Source organism: Streptomyces sp. NPDC006261 (genome assembly GCF_040613515.1).
GTDB lineage: Bacteria > Actinomycetota > Actinomycetes > Streptomycetales > Streptomycetaceae > Streptomyces.
In genome coordinates, this window is the sequence record NZ_JBEXSI010000068.1 from 15,956 (window position 1) to 30,889 (window position 14,934).

At 70.4% G+C, this 14,934-nt stretch carries 14 protein-coding genes and 1 pseudogene; 11 read left to right on the plus strand and 4 right to left on the minus strand.

What is annotated here, in order from left to right; all coding sequences use genetic code 11:
* Window positions 1-58: 58 nt before the first annotated feature.
* The 5 genes and pseudogenes from ABZ154_RS30440 to ABZ154_RS30460 all read left to right on the plus strand — a co-directional run.
* Window positions 59-925 (plus strand): annotated as a pseudogene (locus ABZ154_RS30440) (replication-associated recombination protein A); the annotation flags it as partial.
* A gap of 370 nt (window positions 926-1,295) precedes the next feature.
* Window positions 1,296-2,201 (plus strand): NADP-dependent oxidoreductase, encoded by a 906-nt coding sequence (locus ABZ154_RS30445; RefSeq protein WP_356837596.1) that lies wholly within the window; start codon window positions 1,296-1,298, stop codon window positions 2,199-2,201.
* 77 nt (window positions 2,202-2,278) lie between these two features.
* Complete coding sequence (locus ABZ154_RS30450) at window positions 2,279-3,340, plus strand: alkene reductase (protein WP_356837597.1); 1,062 nt, start codon at window positions 2,279-2,281, stop codon at window positions 3,338-3,340.
* 48 nt (window positions 3,341-3,388) lie between these two features.
* Window positions 3,389-3,820: a MarR family winged helix-turn-helix transcriptional regulator gene (locus ABZ154_RS30455; RefSeq protein WP_356837598.1), complete on the plus strand. Its 432-nt coding sequence runs from the start codon at window positions 3,389-3,391 to the stop codon at window positions 3,818-3,820.
* Window positions 3,821-3,991: 171 nt separating this feature from the next.
* Complete coding sequence (locus ABZ154_RS30460; RefSeq protein WP_356837599.1) at window positions 3,992-4,912, plus strand: SDR family oxidoreductase; 921 nt, start codon at window positions 3,992-3,994, stop codon at window positions 4,910-4,912.
* Between the two features lie 309 nt (window positions 4,913-5,221).
* On the opposite strand, the gene ychF is transcribed toward ABZ154_RS30460, so the two are convergent.
* Window positions 5,222-6,310 carry a redox-regulated ATPase YchF gene (gene ychF, locus ABZ154_RS30465; RefSeq protein ID WP_356837600.1) on the minus strand — a complete coding sequence of 363 codons (1,089 nt, stop codon included), beginning with the start codon at window positions 6,308-6,310 and terminating at the stop codon, window positions 5,222-5,224.
* Between the two features lie 378 nt (window positions 6,311-6,688).
* On the opposite strand from ychF, the gene ABZ154_RS30470 reads away from it, so the two are divergent.
* Window positions 6,689-7,255, plus strand: coding sequence for a DUF6542 domain-containing protein (locus tag ABZ154_RS30470; RefSeq protein ID WP_356837609.1), 567 nt, complete (start codon window positions 6,689-6,691; stop codon window positions 7,253-7,255).
* An 8-nt stretch (window positions 7,256-7,263) separates the two neighbouring features.
* On the opposite strand, the gene ppgK is transcribed toward ABZ154_RS30470, so the two are convergent.
* Together ppgK and ABZ154_RS30480 are read right to left on the minus strand one after the other, a co-directional pair.
* On the minus strand, window positions 7,264-8,001 hold the full coding sequence (gene ppgK / locus ABZ154_RS30475; protein WP_356837601.1) for a polyphosphate--glucose phosphotransferase: 738 nt from the start codon (window positions 7,999-8,001) through the stop codon (window positions 7,264-7,266).
* A 56-nt stretch (window positions 8,002-8,057) separates the two neighbouring features.
* Window positions 8,058-9,047 carry a 4-hydroxy-3-methylbut-2-enyl diphosphate reductase gene (locus ABZ154_RS30480; protein WP_356837602.1) on the minus strand — a complete coding sequence of 330 codons (990 nt, stop codon included), beginning with the start codon at window positions 9,045-9,047 and terminating at the stop codon, window positions 8,058-8,060.
* Window positions 9,048-9,146: 99 nt separating this feature from the next.
* On the opposite strand from ABZ154_RS30480, the gene ABZ154_RS30485 reads away from it, so the two are divergent.
* The 4 genes from ABZ154_RS30485 to ABZ154_RS30500 all read left to right on the plus strand — a co-directional run bounded on the left by ABZ154_RS30485 (window position 9,147) and on the right by ABZ154_RS30500 (window position 13,002).
* On the plus strand, window positions 9,147-10,556 hold the full coding sequence (locus tag ABZ154_RS30485) for an APC family permease (RefSeq protein WP_356837603.1): 1,410 nt from the start codon (window positions 9,147-9,149) through the stop codon (window positions 10,554-10,556).
* A 182-nt stretch (window positions 10,557-10,738) separates the two neighbouring features.
* Window positions 10,739-11,956: an exodeoxyribonuclease VII large subunit gene (xseA, locus tag ABZ154_RS30490; protein ID WP_356837604.1), complete on the plus strand. Its 1,218-nt coding sequence runs from the start codon at window positions 10,739-10,741 to the stop codon at window positions 11,954-11,956.
* Between the two features lie 70 nt (window positions 11,957-12,026).
* Window positions 12,027-12,284 (plus strand): exodeoxyribonuclease VII small subunit, encoded by a 258-nt coding sequence (locus tag ABZ154_RS30495; RefSeq protein ID WP_356837605.1) that lies wholly within the window; start codon window positions 12,027-12,029, stop codon window positions 12,282-12,284.
* 127 nt (window positions 12,285-12,411) lie between these two features.
* The gene (locus ABZ154_RS30500) at window positions 12,412-13,002 is read left to right on the plus strand and encodes a malonic semialdehyde reductase (RefSeq protein WP_356837606.1); all 591 of its coding nucleotides are present in this window, start codon (window positions 12,412-12,414) and stop codon (window positions 13,000-13,002) included.
* 89 nt (window positions 13,003-13,091) lie between these two features.
* On the opposite strand, the gene ABZ154_RS30505 is transcribed toward ABZ154_RS30500, so the two are convergent.
* A complete protein-coding gene (locus ABZ154_RS30505) occupies window positions 13,092-13,670 on the minus strand; it encodes a DUF4245 domain-containing protein (RefSeq protein WP_356837607.1) in 579 nt (192 codons plus the stop codon).
* Window positions 13,671-13,854: 184 nt separating this feature from the next.
* Between ABZ154_RS30505 and glpX the strand changes: the two genes are divergently transcribed.
* Window positions 13,855-14,886, plus strand: coding sequence for a class II fructose-bisphosphatase (gene glpX, locus ABZ154_RS30510; RefSeq protein ID WP_356837608.1), 1,032 nt, complete (start codon window positions 13,855-13,857; stop codon window positions 14,884-14,886).
* The last annotated feature ends 48 nt before the right edge of the window (window positions 14,887-14,934 follow it).

The following is a 14,934-nucleotide window of genomic DNA, read 5'->3' on the forward strand; positions in this document are numbered from 1 at the left end:
AGGCCCGCCCGGCTGCGGCAAGACCACCATCGCCCGCCTCCTGGCCGAGCGCACCGGCCTGGCCTTCGAGCCTCTGTCGGCGACCTTCTCCGGCGTCGCCGACCTGCGCAAGGTCTTCCAGACCGCCACCCGCAGACGCGAGATGGGCCAGGGCACGCTGCTCTTCGTCGACGAGATCCACCGCTTCAACCGCGCCCAGCAGGACAGCTTCCTGCCTTATGTCGAGGACGGCACCGTCGTCCTGGTCGGCGCGACCACCGAGAACCCCAGTTTCGTACTCAACGGGGCCCTGCTCTCCCGCTGCCAGGTCTTCGTTCTCAACCGCCTCGACGAGACAGCCCTGGACACACTCCTCACTCGCGCCGAGGACGTCACCGGCCATTCCCTGCCGCTCACCGACGACGCCCGTCACGCCCTGACCGCCCTTGCCGATGGCGACGGCCGCTACCTGTTCAACATGGCCGAACAACTCCAGGCCCTGCCCGGCGATACCGCCACGCCTGACGTCGCGGCTCTGGCCGCGCACATCCAGAAGCGGGCCCCGCTCTACGACAAAGCTCAGGAGGGGCACCACAACCTGATCTCCGCCCTCCACAAGGCGATGCGCGGCTCCGACCCGGACGCCTCCCTGTACTGGCTGGCCCGCATGCTCGACGGCGGCGAGGACCCGCTCTTCATCGCCCGCCGCATCGTCCGCTTCGCGAACGAGGACATCGGCATCGCCGACCCCCAGGCCGTCCACCAGGCCCTCGCCGCCTGGGACGTCTACGAACGCCTCGGCTCCCCGGAAGGCGAACTCGCCCTCGCCCAGGCCGTCGTCTACCTGGCCACCGCCCCCAAATCCATCGCCGTCTACCGCGGCTACGGCGCCGCACACCGCCGCGCGCGGCAGACCGGCTCCCTCATGCCGCCAGCCCACATCCTCAACGCCCCCACCCGCCTCATGAAGGACCTCGGCTACGGCCGGAACTACCAGTACGACAGACCCCCGACGGCTTCTCCGGCGCCGACTACTTCCCCGACGACATCGACCGCGAGACCTACTACGACCCCACCCGCAACGGCTACGAAGCCGAGATCCGCCGACGCCTCGACCACTGGACCGCACTCCGCGCGAGCAGCACGGCCCCCTCCACGCAGGAGGTTAGTCGCGCAGGGCCTGGTCTCCGCCGGTGACGGGGGGTTCGTGCGGGGCAGCTCCGGCAATGCTTGGCTAGCCACACGATTACTGTTACGGCTGTTATGTGCCCAGCCACATTTTTCGTGGCACATCGAGCGGAATGAACGGAGTCATCATGAAAGCGATCGTTTTCGACGAGTTCGGCGGTCCGGACGTACTGCACGAGGCGGACGTCGAGGTCCCGCAGCCCGGCCCCGGCCAGGTCCGGGTCCGGGTGAAGGCCGCCGGGCTGAACGCCCTGGACGGCAAGACCCGCGCCGGGATGCTCGAGGCCGTCTACCCCACAACCTTCCCCGCCACCCCCGGCGGCGAGCTGGCCGGCGTGGTCGACGCGCTCGGTGAGGGCGTGACCGATGTGCAGGTCGGCGACGAGGTGCTCGGCTGGTCGGACACCGGCTCCTACGCCGAGTACGCGCTGGCCACCGCCTTGGCCCCCAAGCCCGCCGACCTGGCCTGGGAGGACGCGGCCGCGCTGCCGGTGGCCAGTGAGACCGCCGAGCGGGTCCTCGGCCAGCTGGAGGTGGCCGCCGGGGAGACGGTGCTGATGCACGGCGCGTCCGGAGCGGTCGGTACCGTGGCGGTTCAGCTCGCCACCGCCCGCGGGGCACGCGTGATCGCCACCGCGGGACCCGGCAACCAGGACTACCTCACCTCGCTCGGCGCGACCGCCACCACCTACGGCGAAAGCCTGGTCGAGCGGGTGCGCGCACTGGCCCCCAACGGCATCGACGCGGTGTTCGACCTGGCCGGCAAGGGCGCACTGCCCGACTCCATCACTCTGCGCGGCGGCACCGACCGCATCGTCACCATCGCCGACTTCAGTGCCCGCCAGCTGGGCGTCACCTTCTCCCAGGGTTCCCGGGAACACTCCGCCGAGCGCCTGGCCGCCGAGGCCCAGGACGCCGCAGCCGGCAAGCTCACCACCACCGTCACCGCCTACCCGCTCGCGAAGGCCGCCGAGGCCCAGCGGGCCAGCGACGCCGGACACGTGCGCGGCAAGCTCGTCCTCACCGTCGACTGAGCAGGCCCACCCACTCCCGTTTACCCCCACCCCATGGGCGGTGGCCGAACGGTCACCGCATTACCGAAGGATTTTTCATGCTGGAATCCCTGTGGACCCCGACCACCCTCGGCGGGGTTTCCCTGCCGCACCGTCTGGTCATGGCCCCCATGACTCGCGACCGCTCCACGCCGGAGGGCGTACCGACGGAGCTGAACGCCGAGTATTACGCCCAGCGCGCCTCCAACGCGCTGATCATCACCGAGGGCACCCAGCCGTCCGCGGACGGTCAGGGCTACCTGCTCACCCCCGGCATCTACGACGAGGCGCAGATCGCGGGATGGCGCACGGTCACCGACGCCGTGCACTCTGCCGGCGGCCGCCTCTTCATCCAGCTGATGCACACCGGCCGGATCTCCCACCCCGACAACACCCCGCACCACCGTCAGCCGGTCGCCCCCTCCGCGATCCGCCCGGCGGGTGTGATGTTCACCGCGTCCGGCCCGCAGGAAATGCCCGAGCCGCGCGCCCTGTCCACGCAGGAAGTCACGGCAACGATCGAGGACTTCCGCCGGGCTGCTGCGGCCGCCGTCGCGGCCGGCGCCGACGGCGTGGAGATCCACGGCGCCAACGGCTACCTGGTGCACCAGTTCCTGTCCGACAACACCAATCAGCGCACCGACGGCTACGGCGGCTCGATCGCGGGCCGCATCCGTTTCGCCGTCGAAGTCGCCGCCGCGGTGGCCGGCGAGATCGGCGCCGACCGCACCGGCATCCGCATCTCCCCCGGCAACCCCTACAACGACATCGCCGAGTCCGACACCCACGAGCTGTACCCGGCGCTCGTCGAGGCGCTGCGCCCTCTGGGCCTGGCCTACCTGCACCTGATGCACGCCGGCGACGAGGCGCTCCTGGACACGCTGCGCGCGCAGTGGGCGGGCACGCTGATCCTGAATCGGGCCGGCGCCGACATCCCCACCCGGGCCAAGGACGTCGAGAACGGCACGGCCGACCTGGTCTCCGTCGGCGCCCTCGCGCTGGCCAACCCGGACCTGGTCGAGCGGCTGCGCGTCGGTGCGGAGTTGAACACCCCGGACCCGGCGACCTTCTACGGTGGCGGGGCGGTCGGCTACACCGACTACCCCACCCACACCGGCTGAACAGCGGAGACCATGCCTGACATCCCCACGACTGCCGCAGGAGGGCCGATGGGCTACGCGATCTTCCAGCTCGCTCGCGCCCACCGCGCCTACGCCGGCGTCCTGCTGCGCGCGATGGACCTGCACCCCGGCCAGGAACTGCTGCTGATGCAGCTCCTTGACCGCGAGGGCCAGACCCAGTCCGAACTTCTCGAAGCCGTCGGCCTGGACCACTCCACCGTTTCCAAGTCCCTACGCCGTATGCAGGATGCGGGCCTGCTGGTGCGCGAGCCAGCCCAGCACGACCGGCGCGTGATGGTGGTCCACCTCACCGACAAGGGCCGCGCCATGCGCGAACCCATCGCAGCCCTGTGGCGGAGCCTGGAGGAGACCTCCGCGGGCAATCTGACGGATCCGCAGGCGGCTGCCTTCGTCGAGACCGCCTACGCAATCACCGCGGCGATCAACAGCCGCCCGCTGCCGCAAGAAGAGTCCGGCTGACGCGCCGGTACAACCGGCGGACCGTGGACGGAGGCGGCGTGGCAGCGCCCCGCAAGGGACGGCGAACTGCCGCCGCACCGCCGACCGTCCACGTATCGACCACAGCCGAACCGCTCCGTGGCCCCTGTCCACTCGCAAGCCCCACCTTGACCCGAGGGAATGAGAAACCCCATGCCTGCCACCGACTCCACCACCCTGCCCGTCCTCGTCGTCGGAGCAACCGGCTCCCTGGGGAGCAAGGTCGTCGACGAACTCCTGGCTCGCGGGAAGAAGGTCCGCGCCCTGGTGCGGCCCACCAGCGACGCGAGCCGGCTCGAAAGCCGGGGGGTGCAGATCGCCCGCGGCGACATGCTCGACGTCGACTCGCTCGTCGCCGCCATGAACGGCACCGACGCCGTCATCACCACTGCCGCCGGCTACACCCGCGGCGGCAAGAACGCGTACGACATCGACACCATCGGCAACGCCAACCTCGCCGAGGCCGCCCACCGCTCTGGCATCCGCCGATTCGTTCTCACCAGCATCCTCGAAAGCGACAAGACGCCCGACGTCCCGCACTTCTGGCACAAGAAGCTGGCCGAGGACAAGCTCGAACAACTCGGCGTCCCCTTCGTCGCGCTGCGCCCAGGGGCTTTCCTCGATCAGATCGCTACCTCGGCAGGCGACCCGATCGACAAGGGCCGCATGATCTGGATCGGCAAGACCAGCGTCCCGCTGACCTTCGTCCGTATGTCCGACCTCGCCGCCTACCTGGCCGCCGCGGTTGACGCCGACACCCAGGACGGTGAGCGCATCGACATCGGCTGGGACCGCCCGGTCAGCATGCGCGAGGTGGCCGACCTGATGGGCCGCCGCGCCGGAAAGAAGATCAAGGTGTGGGCCGTCCCGTCCCCCGTCACCCGCGCCGCAGCCGCCGTCGCCGGCCGCTTCATGCCCCTGCTCAAGGATATGGCCGCGATGTTCCGTTGGTTCGACACCGGCCGCTACGTCGCCGACCCCACCCGCCAGGGACAGCTGTTCGGCCCTGCTCCCACCGCCGAGGAGGCCATCGCCAGGTTCACCGACGAGCTGCACACCGCCCAGCGGCGGTGAAGGCCCGACACATGACCTGACCAATGAACCGGCCGACGCAGCAGCAAGACCCGGCATGACCTCAGTCACGGTGCCATTCGTCATGCAGAACAGGGCAGCGGACTACCCGAAACCCAGCACGGCTTCCCCATCCCATCCCAGCACCATCCCAGCACGGTAGGGATGAGCAGGGGTGATGACAGATGACGAGGGGTCAGCTATACCAGCACCATCCCGGCAGGGGAAAGAACTAAGGGCCCGACTCCGAAGATCCGGGCCCCTTCTGACCTGCATGTTTGCCAGATCAGCGACGTGGTGATATGTCAGCCGCTACACATTGAAGCGGAACTCCACGACGTCCCCGTCCTGCATCACGTACTCCTTGCCCTCCATGCGCGCCTTGCCCTTCGCGCGGGCCTCGGCGACCGAGCCCGTTTCGACCAGGTCGTCGAAGGAGATGATCTCCGCCTTGATGAAGCCCTTCTGGAAGTCGGTGTGGATCACACCGGCCGCCTCCGGGGCCGTGGCGCCCTTCTTGATGGTCCAGGCGCGGGCTTCCTTCGGGCCTGCCGTGAGGTAGGTCTGGAGGCCCAGGGTGTCGAAGCCGACGCGGCCGAGGGTGGCGAGGCCGGGCTCCTCCTGGCCCATGGACTGGAGGAGCTCCAGGGCCTCGTCGTCGTCGAGCTCGATGAGCTCGGACTCGATCTTGGCGTTCAGGAAGATCGCCTCGGCGGGGGCGACCAGGGCGCGCTGCTCGTTCTTGAAGTCCTCGTCGACCAGCTCGTCCTCGTCGACGTTGAAGACGTAGAGGAAGGGCTTGACGGTGAGCAGGTGCAGCTCGTGGAGGAGCTTGCCCTTCTCGGTCGCGGCCGTGATGCCCGCCGAGAAGAGGGTCTGGCCGGACTCCAGGATCCTCTGCGCGTCCTCGACCGCGGCGAGCACCGCGACCTTGTCCTTCTGGAGGCGGGACTCCTTCGTCAGGCGCGGGACGGCCTTCTCGACGGACTGGAGGTCGGCGAGGATCAGTTCGGTGTTGATCGTCTCGATGTCGTCCTTGGGCGAGACCTTGCCGTCGACGTGGACGACGTTCTCGTCCTTGAAGGCGCGGATGACCTGGCAGATCGCGTCGGACTCCCGGATGTTCGCGAGGAACTTGTTGCCCAGGCCCTCACCCTCCGACGCGCCCCGGACGATGCCGGCGATGTCGACGAAGTCCACGGTGGCCGGCAGGAGCTTCTGGGAGTTGAAGATCTCCGCGAGCTTGTTCAGGCGCGGGTCCGGGACGCCGACCACACCGACGTTCGGCTCGATCGTGGCGAACGGGTAGTTGGCCGCCAGCACGTCGTTCTTGGTCAGGGCGTTGAACAGGGTCGACTTGCCGACATTCGGCAGACCGACGATTCCGATCGTGAGCGACACTTTGGCGACTTCCTGGAGTGAGGAGGGGGTCAGGGGCGTCCGGGGCCGGCTCAGCTGTTCGGGCCGGGTCACGGAGTGGACCGATTCTCCAGTTTACGGGCGGGGACGCGCGGCCCCGCACGGGTCCGCCGAAGGCCGTATGCACACCGCCGAACAGATCCGTTTCGGCCGTGTGGCATCGAACGCAACGCCAAGGTCGGCCAAAGCGCGTGTCCAACGCCTGATTCCTCCCGCCCCGCGACCTACGTTGTCCCCGTGGAGCAGCACAGGACACGTCCCCCGCAGCGCGGGCCGGCCCCGCAGGCCACCGCCGCGCCCGTCCCTCCCGTCGCGCCCGTGCAGGGTGCCTTCGGGGAGAGTTCCACCGTCTACCGGGCCGTGGGGCCGGCCGGCGGCCGGGTGCGTGCCGTGCCGCCCGTGCTGCTCGCCCTGCGGCGGTTCCCCGATCCCCGGCTCACCGCGATCGGGGCCGGGCTGTTCGCCTCGCTGAGCATGTTCGTGCTCGCCTGTCTGGACCGGCTGCTGTTCGACAGCTCCGAGATCGTCTACGGGCTGCTGTTCCTGCTGGTCAGCGCGCTCACCGCGCTCTGGGTCCGGCCCGCCGACCTCGTCACCGCGCCGATCAGTGTGCCCATCGCCTTCGCCCTCGGGATCTTCCCGATCTCCGGCGGAGCCGGGGGCTTCGGCGGGCGGACCATGGCCCTGGTCACCGCCCTCGCCGTGCACGCCGGCTGGCTGTACGGCGGGACGCTGATCGCCGGTCTCATCGCCACCGTACGCAAGGTCCGGTGTCTGCGGGCCCGGCGGCGGTATCCGCTGGCTGAGGGGCGTACGGGGGCGGAGAGGGAGGAGCCGGAGGGGCGGTCCGCGGGCCGAGTGCCCAAGAAGGTCTCCGGGGCGGGCGCGCCGGCCGGGCGTGCCGAGCGCCCCCGCGCCAGCAGGTAGCGCCGCCCCTACTTCTCCGCCGCCGCCATCGCCGCGCCGACGATCCCCGCGTTGTTCTGCAACTGTGCCGGGACCATCTCCGCGCGCACCTTCTCGATCAGCGGCAGGAACTTCTCCGCCTTGCGGCTCACCCCTCCCCCGATGATGAAGAGCTCGGGCGAGAACAGCATCTCCACGTGCAGCAGATACTTCTGCACCCGGTGCGCCCAGTGCGGCCAGCTGAGGTCCTCGTCCTCCTTGGCCTTCGTGGAGGCGCGCTTCTCCGCGTCGTGGCCGTGCAGCTCCAGGTGGCCGAGCTCGGTGTTGGGGACGAGGCGGCCGTCGATGAAGAGCGCGCTGCCGATGCCCGTACCGAGGGTCAGCATGATGACCGTGCCCTTACGGCCCCGGCCCGCGCCGAACGTCATCTCCGCGACCCCGGCCGCGTCCGCGTCGTTCAGGATCGTCACCGGCTGGCCGACCCGCTCGCCCAGCAGGGCGCCGGCGTCCTTGTCGATCCAGCCCTTGTCGACATTGGCCGCCGTGCGCGTCACGCCGTCCGTGACGACACCCGGGAACGTGATCCCGATGGGGCCCTGCCAGCCGAAGTGGCCGACGACCTCGGCCACGCATCCGGCCACGCGGTCGGGCGTGGCCGGATGCGGTGTCAGCACTTTGTGGCGCTCCTGCGCCAGGTCCCCCCGGTCCAGGTCCACGGGGGCGCCCTTGATCCCTGAACCGCCGATGTCCACGCCGAAGATCTCCATGGAAACACCGTACGGGCAGGCCGGGCCCTGTGCCCCGCTACTCGGCCTACTCGCGCCTACTCGGCGGAGAGGGCGGCTGCCTCGGCGCGCAGGTCCCGGCGGAGCTCCTTCGGGAGGGAGAAGGTGATCGACTCGTCGGCCGTCCTGACCGTCTCCACGTCCTCGTAACCGCGCTCCGCGAGCCACTCGATGACCCCGTCGACCAGGACGTCGGGGACAGAGGCCCCGGAGGTCAGGCCGACCGTGCTCACGCCCTCCAGCCACGCCTCGTCGATCTCGCTCGCGAAGTCGACCAGGTACGCGGCGTCGGCTCCGGCGTCGAGGGCGACCTCGACCATGCGGATGGAGTTGGAGGAGTTCTTGGAGCCGACCACGATGACCAGCTCGGCGTCCTCGGCCAGCTTCTTCACCGCGATCTGGCGGTTCTGCGTGGCGTAGCAGATGTCGTCGCTGGGCGGCGAGAGGAGGTTGGGGAACTTCGACTTGAGCGCGCCCACCGTCTCCATCGTCTCGTCGACGGAGAGAGTGGTCTGGGAGAGCCAGACGACCTTCGACTCGTCGCGGACCTCGATGTTCGCCACGTCCTCGGGGCCGTCGACCAGCTGGATGTGGTCGGGGGCCTCGCCGGAGGTGCCGATGACCTCTTCGTGGCCCTCGTGGCCGATCAGGAGGATGTCGTAGTCCTCCTTGGCGTACCGGACGGCTTCCTTGTGGACCTTGGTGACCAGCGGGCAGGTCGCGTCGATGGTCGCGAGCTTGCGCTCGGCGGCCTCCGCGTGGACGGTGGGCGCGACTCCGTGCGCGGAGAACATCACGATGGAGCCCTCGGGGACCTCTGCGGTGATGTCCACGAAGATCGCGCCCTTCTTCTCCAGGGTCTGCACGACGTACTTGTTGTGCACGATCTCGTGGCGGACGTAGATCGGGGCCCCGTACTGCTCCAGGGCCTTCTCGACGGCGATCACGGCGCGGTCCACGCCCGCGCAGTAGCCACGGGGTGCGGCGAGCAGGACACGGCGGGCAGGCGTTGCAGTCATGCGTCCCATCGTAAGGCCGTACCGAACAGGCGCCATGACGGCCGGGTCGGGAGACTGATGGCTGCACGTGTGGAGCGGTCGGTGCCGGACGGTGACTGTGGAGGGTTCATGACGTCTGTCTCGGGGAGCGGTACGGGGTCCGCAGGCGGCAGCGGGGTGGGAAGCAGCGTCGAGGAGGGCAAGCTGCGGCGGACCCTCGGCTTCCGGGACCTCGTCGTCTACGGGCTGCTGTTCATCGCACCCATGGCCCCCGTCGGCATCTTCGGCACCCTGGACGCCAAGTCCGGCGGTTCGGTCGCCCTCGTCTACATCGTGGCCACCGTCGTCATGGGGTTCACCGCCTTCAGTTACGCCCAGATGGTGCGCGTGGCCCCCTTCGCCGGCTCCGTCTTCACGTATGCCCGCAAGGGGCTCGGAGAAGGGCCCGGGTTCATCGCGGGGTGGATGGCGATGCTGGACTATCTGCTGATCCCGGCCGTCGCCTACCTCTTCTCCGGGATCGCCATGAACGCCCTGGTCCCGGAGGTGTCGCGGTGGGTGTGGACCGCGATCGCCGTGCTCGTGACCACGTTGCTCAACCTGTGGGGGGTGCGGGCGGCCGCGCGGGTCGGGTTCGCCGTGCTGGCCATGGAGATCGTGGTGCTGCTGGTCTTCATGGTGTCGGCCGTGGTCGTCCTCGTACGGGACGGAGCGCAGCGCGGGTGGCTGACGCCGCTGACCGGGGACTCGGCGTTCTCCATGGCGGCGGTGCTCGGCGCGGTGTCGGTGGCCGTCCTGTCGTATCTGGGGTTCGACGCCATCGCCTCGTTCGCGGAGGAGGTGACGGGAGGGTCGCAGAAGGTGGCGCGGGCGGTGCTGTTCTGTCTGGTGCTCGCGGGGGTCCTCTTCATCGCCCAGACCTATCTGGCGGCGCTGCTCGAGCCGATGAGCTCGGCCGAGCTGGCGGCGGATCCGGCGGCCCAGGGGTCGGCCTTCTACGACACGGTCGACGCCTCCGTCGGGACCTGGTTGCACGACCTGGTGGCGGTCAGCAAGGCGATCGGGGCGGCGTTCGCGGCGCTGGCGGGGCAGGCGGCTGCCGGGCGCCTCGTCTTCGCGATGGCCCGTGAGCGGCGGCTGCCGCCCTTCCTCGCCAAGGTCGACCCCGAGTCGGGCGTGCCGCGCCTGGCGATCCTGGGCGCGGCGATCGTGACGCTGGTGGCTGCGGTGTGGGCCGCCCGGCGCGACGACGGCCTCGACCATCTGGTGTCGGTCGTGGACATCGGGGCGCTGACCGCGTTCGTTCTGCTGCACGCGTCGGTGGTCGGCTGGTTCGTCGTACGCCGGATGTCCGGGCCGCCCGTCTGGTGGAAGCACGTGCTCTTCCCGGTGGTCGGTGCGGGGGTGCTGGTCGCCGTGATCGTGGAGGCGACGACGAGCGCCCAGGTGGTCGGGCTGTGCTGGCTGGCGGTGGGGTTCGTGGTCCTCGCGGTGCAGGGGGCGGGCGGGCGCGGGACGGAGCGCGGGGCGGGGCGCTGAGCAAGCCTTCGCCGGACAGCTTCCGTCCGTGGCCCGCACAGCTTCCGTCCGTGGCCCGCACAGCTTCCGTCCGCGGCCCGCACAGCTTCCGTCCGCGGCCCGCACAGCTTCCGTCCGTGGCCCGCACAGCTTCCGTCCGTGGACCGCCTTCGTTGTCGGTGCGCCCCGATACGCTCGTGCGCATGGCTCTCAACACGTCCGCGGAAGCGCCGCTGCCCGTCGGTGAGGTGTCGCGCCTCATCGGGGGGTGGATCGACCGGCTCGGCGCCATCTGGGTGGAGGGGCAGATCACCCAGCTGTCGCGGCGGCCGGGTGCCGGGGTCGTCTTCCTGACCCTGCGCGACCCGTCCCACGACATCTCGGTGAGCGTGACCTGCTTCCGGCAGGTGTTCGACCGGATCGCGGACGTGGTGAGCGAGGGCGCGCGCGTCGTCGTCCTCGCCAAGCCCGAGTGGTACGCGCCCCGGGGGCAGCTGTCGCTGCGGGCCACCGACATACGGCCGGTCGGCATCGGTGAGCTGCTCGTGCGGCTGGAGCAGCTGAAGAAGTCGCTGGCCGCCGAGGGGCTCTTCGCCCTGGACCGGAAGAAGCCGCTCCCCTTCCTTCCGCAGCTCATCGGGTTGGTCAGCGGGCGTGCCTCCGCCGCCGAGCGCGATGTCCTGGAGAACGCCCGCCGCCGCTGGCCCGCCGTCCGCTTCGAGATCCGCAACACCGCCGTGCAGGGGGTGCACGCGGTCAGTCAGGTGGTCCAGGCGGTCGAGGAGCTGGACGCGCTGCCCGAGGTGGACGTGATCGTCGTGGCCCGGGGCGGCGGCAGCGTGGAGGACCTGCTGCCGTTCTCCGACGAGCAGCTGATCCGGGCCGTGGCCGCCTGCCGTACGCCGGTGGTCTCCGCGATCGGCCACGAGCCGGACTCCCCGCTGCTGGACCTCGTGGCCGACCTGCGCGCCTCCACACCCACGGACGCGGCCAAGAAGGTCGTGCCGGATGTGGGCGAGGAGTTGGAGCGGGTGCAGCAGCTCCGGGACCGGGCGCTGCGGACCGTGCGGGGGATCCTGGACCGCGAGGAGCGGGGGCTCGCGCACGCGCTGGGCCGGCCCGCGATGGAGCGGCCCCAGCGTCTGGTGGACGAGCGGGCGGCGGAGATCGACGCGCTGCTCGGGCGGAGCCGCCGGGTGCTGGGCCATCTGCTGGACCGGGCCGATTCGGAGCTCGCGCACACCCGGGCCCGGGTCGTCTCCCTCTCGCCCGCCGCCACGCTGGAGCGGGGGTACGCGGTGCTCCAGCGGCCCGACGGCCATGTGGTGCGCTCCCCCGACGAGGCCGGGGCTCCCGGTGAGCCGCTGCGGGCGCGGGTGTCGGAGGGCGAGTTCACGGTGCGGGTGGACGGGGGCGGGTGAGCCGGCGGACCGGCCGCCCGGGGGCCGTGCCCCACGATGACGTAGCAGCTCACATGCAAGGGTGGATCACATGACGGACGACGGTACGGCGGCGGCTGCCGCGACGAGCACGCTCGGGTACGAGCAGGCGCGGGACGAGCTGATCGAGGTCGTACGCCGGCTGGAGGCGGGCGGCACGACGCTGGAGGAGTCGCTGGCCCTGTGGGAGCGGGGCGAGGAGCTGGCGAAGATCTGCCGCCGCTGGCTGGAGGGCGCCCGGGCCCGGCTGGACGCGGCGCTGGCCCGTCCGGAGGGCGAGCCCGGCGGGGGCCCCGCCTCCGACGGCTGAGCACCCGGAGAACCGGAGGAGCTGTGGAGTGGATCACCCCGCTCCGTTTTAGTTGAAAGTTAACCTATTCCTCGGTTACGGTCGATGCATCGCTTTCCCCCACGCATTTTCGGAAGGTCTGCCTCAGATGTCCCTCGTTCTTGACCCCGCCGCCCAGGACCTCCTCTTCCGTGAGGCCCGCACCGCCAACACCTTCACCGACGAGCCGGTGACCGACGAGCAGGTCCAGGCGATCTACGACCTGGTCAAGTTCGGCCCGACCGCCTTCAACCAGTCGCCGCTGCGCATCGTCCTGGTCCGCTCCGCCGAGGGCCGCGAGCGCCTGGTGCAGCACATGGCCGAGGGCAACCGCCCGAAGACCGCCACCGCCCCGCTGGTCGCGATCCTGGCCGCCGACAACGAGTTCCACGAGGAGCTTCCGGCGCTGCTGCCGCACTTCCCGCAGGCCAAGGACATGTTCTTCGCCGAGCGCCCGGTCCGCGAGTCGGCCGCCGGACTCAACGCCGCGCTGCAGGCCGCCTACTTCATCATCGGCGTCCGCGCCGCCGGCCTGGCCGCCGGACCGATGACCGGCTACGACGCCGCCGGCATCCAGAAGGAGTTCCTGGACGGCGACCACACGCCGCTGATGGTCGTCAACATCGGCAGGCCGGGCGAGGACGCCTGGTTCCCGCGCAGCCCGCGCCTTTCCTACGACGAGGTCATCACCACCGTCTGAGCGGCCACGCGGCGAAGGGGCCCTGGAACACCAAGTGCCACTCGGTGTTCCAGGGCCCCTTCGCGTACGTACAGCCAGGAAGGCCGCCGTCAGGAAGCAGACGGCGAAGCCGACGCGGACGACGCCGCCCCTCCGACCGGCTCCGTCCTCAGTGCCTGGGCCATCTCCACCAGCCGCCCCCTGGGAGCCGAGCCGGTCACCACGGTGGTGTGACCCTTCTCGGGCAGGACGAGGGCGTCGTACTTCTCGCCCTCCCAGACCTGCCACTCACGGCCCGCCACCGTCTCGGTGGTCCCGGTGTCCTTGGCCTTCTGGCTGACCTGGGGGACGTACGTCCGCGCGGCGGCCGTGGACTGCTCGACCGCGACGTACTTGCCGTCCGGGTCGAGGAAGCCGATGTGCCAGGCCTTGCCGGCGGTGGCGTCGTACGAGACGGAGGTCGGCTTCCACTTCTCCGGCAGCCCCTCCGGCGCGGCGACCGGATAGGGGGCGGCGATACGCACCGTCGCCAGTTCCACGGTGAAGTCCACGGCCTTGACCGGGTCGAGGTTCTCGTCGTGCGGAACGAACATGTAGATGACGCCCGCACAGGCGGCGGTCACCACGGTCGACAGGAACATGTTCCTGGCCGTCTGCTTGCCTCGCTTGCTCTCTGCCACGGCATCCATGGTGGCACGCGACCCGGCACGCCCGGCCGCAGGGTCGGGGCGACCGGCGGCCCTGACCGTGGGTGGCGACGGGGACACGGACCGGGGCGCTCATGCGTGACCCGCACTGCTCATTTTATCGACCTACCGATAGAGTCACAGCACCCTCATATCCGGTCGTCGCCGTACAGAAAGGTGCGCTCCGATGTCCGAGCATCATCTGCCGTCCCAATTGGAGGTCTCCCCGGAGGCCCCCGACCGCAACCTGGCCCTGGAGTTGGTCCGGGTCACCGAGGCCGCCGCGATGGCCGCCGGGCGCTGGGTGGGCCGCGGCGACAAGATCGGCGCCGACGGCGCCGCCGTGAAGGCCATGCGCACCCTCGTCTCGACCGTCTCGATGAACGGCGTCGTCGTCATCGGGGAGGGCGAGAAGGACGAAGCCCCCATGCTGTTCAACGGCGAGCGGGTCGGCGACGGCACCGGCGCCGAGGTCGACATCGCGGTCGACCCGATCGACGGCACCACGCTCAACGCCAAGGGCATGCCCAACGCGATCGCCGTGCTGGCGGCCGCCGACCGCGGGGCGATGTTCGACCCGTCCGCGGTCTTCTACATGGACAAGCTGGTGACGGGGCCCGAGGCGGCGGACTTCGTCGACATCGACGCCCCGGTGGCGGTGAACATCCGGCGCGTCGCCCGGGCGAAGAACTCCACGCCCGAGGACGTCACCGTCGTCATCCTGGACCGCCCCCGCCACGAGGGCATCGTCAAGGAGATCCGGGAGACCGGCGCCCGGATCAAGTTCATCTCCGACGGCGACGTGGCGGGCTCCATCATGGCCGCCCGCGAGGGCACCGGCGTCGACCTGCTGATGGGCATCGGCGGCACCCCCGAGGGCATCATCTCGGCGTGCGCCATAAAGTGCCTCGGCGGCGTCATCCAGGGCAAGCTCTGGCCCAAGGACGAGGCGGAGCGGCAGAAGGCGCTGGACGCGGGCCACGATCTGGACCGGGTGCTGTCGACCGACGACCTGGTCAGGGGCGACAACGTGTTCTTCGTGGCGACGGGCATCACCGACGGCGAGCTGATGCGCGGTGTGCGGTACCGCGCGGAGACGGCGACCACCGAGTCGATCGTGATGCGCTCCAAGTCCGGCACGATCCGGACGATCTCCTCGACCCACAGGCTGTCGAAGCTGCGCGCCTACAGCGCCATCGACTTCGACCGCGCGAAGTAGCCGAGAAGCAGAGAAGCGCAGGGAGGGGGCGCGGGGGCCACGGCCCCC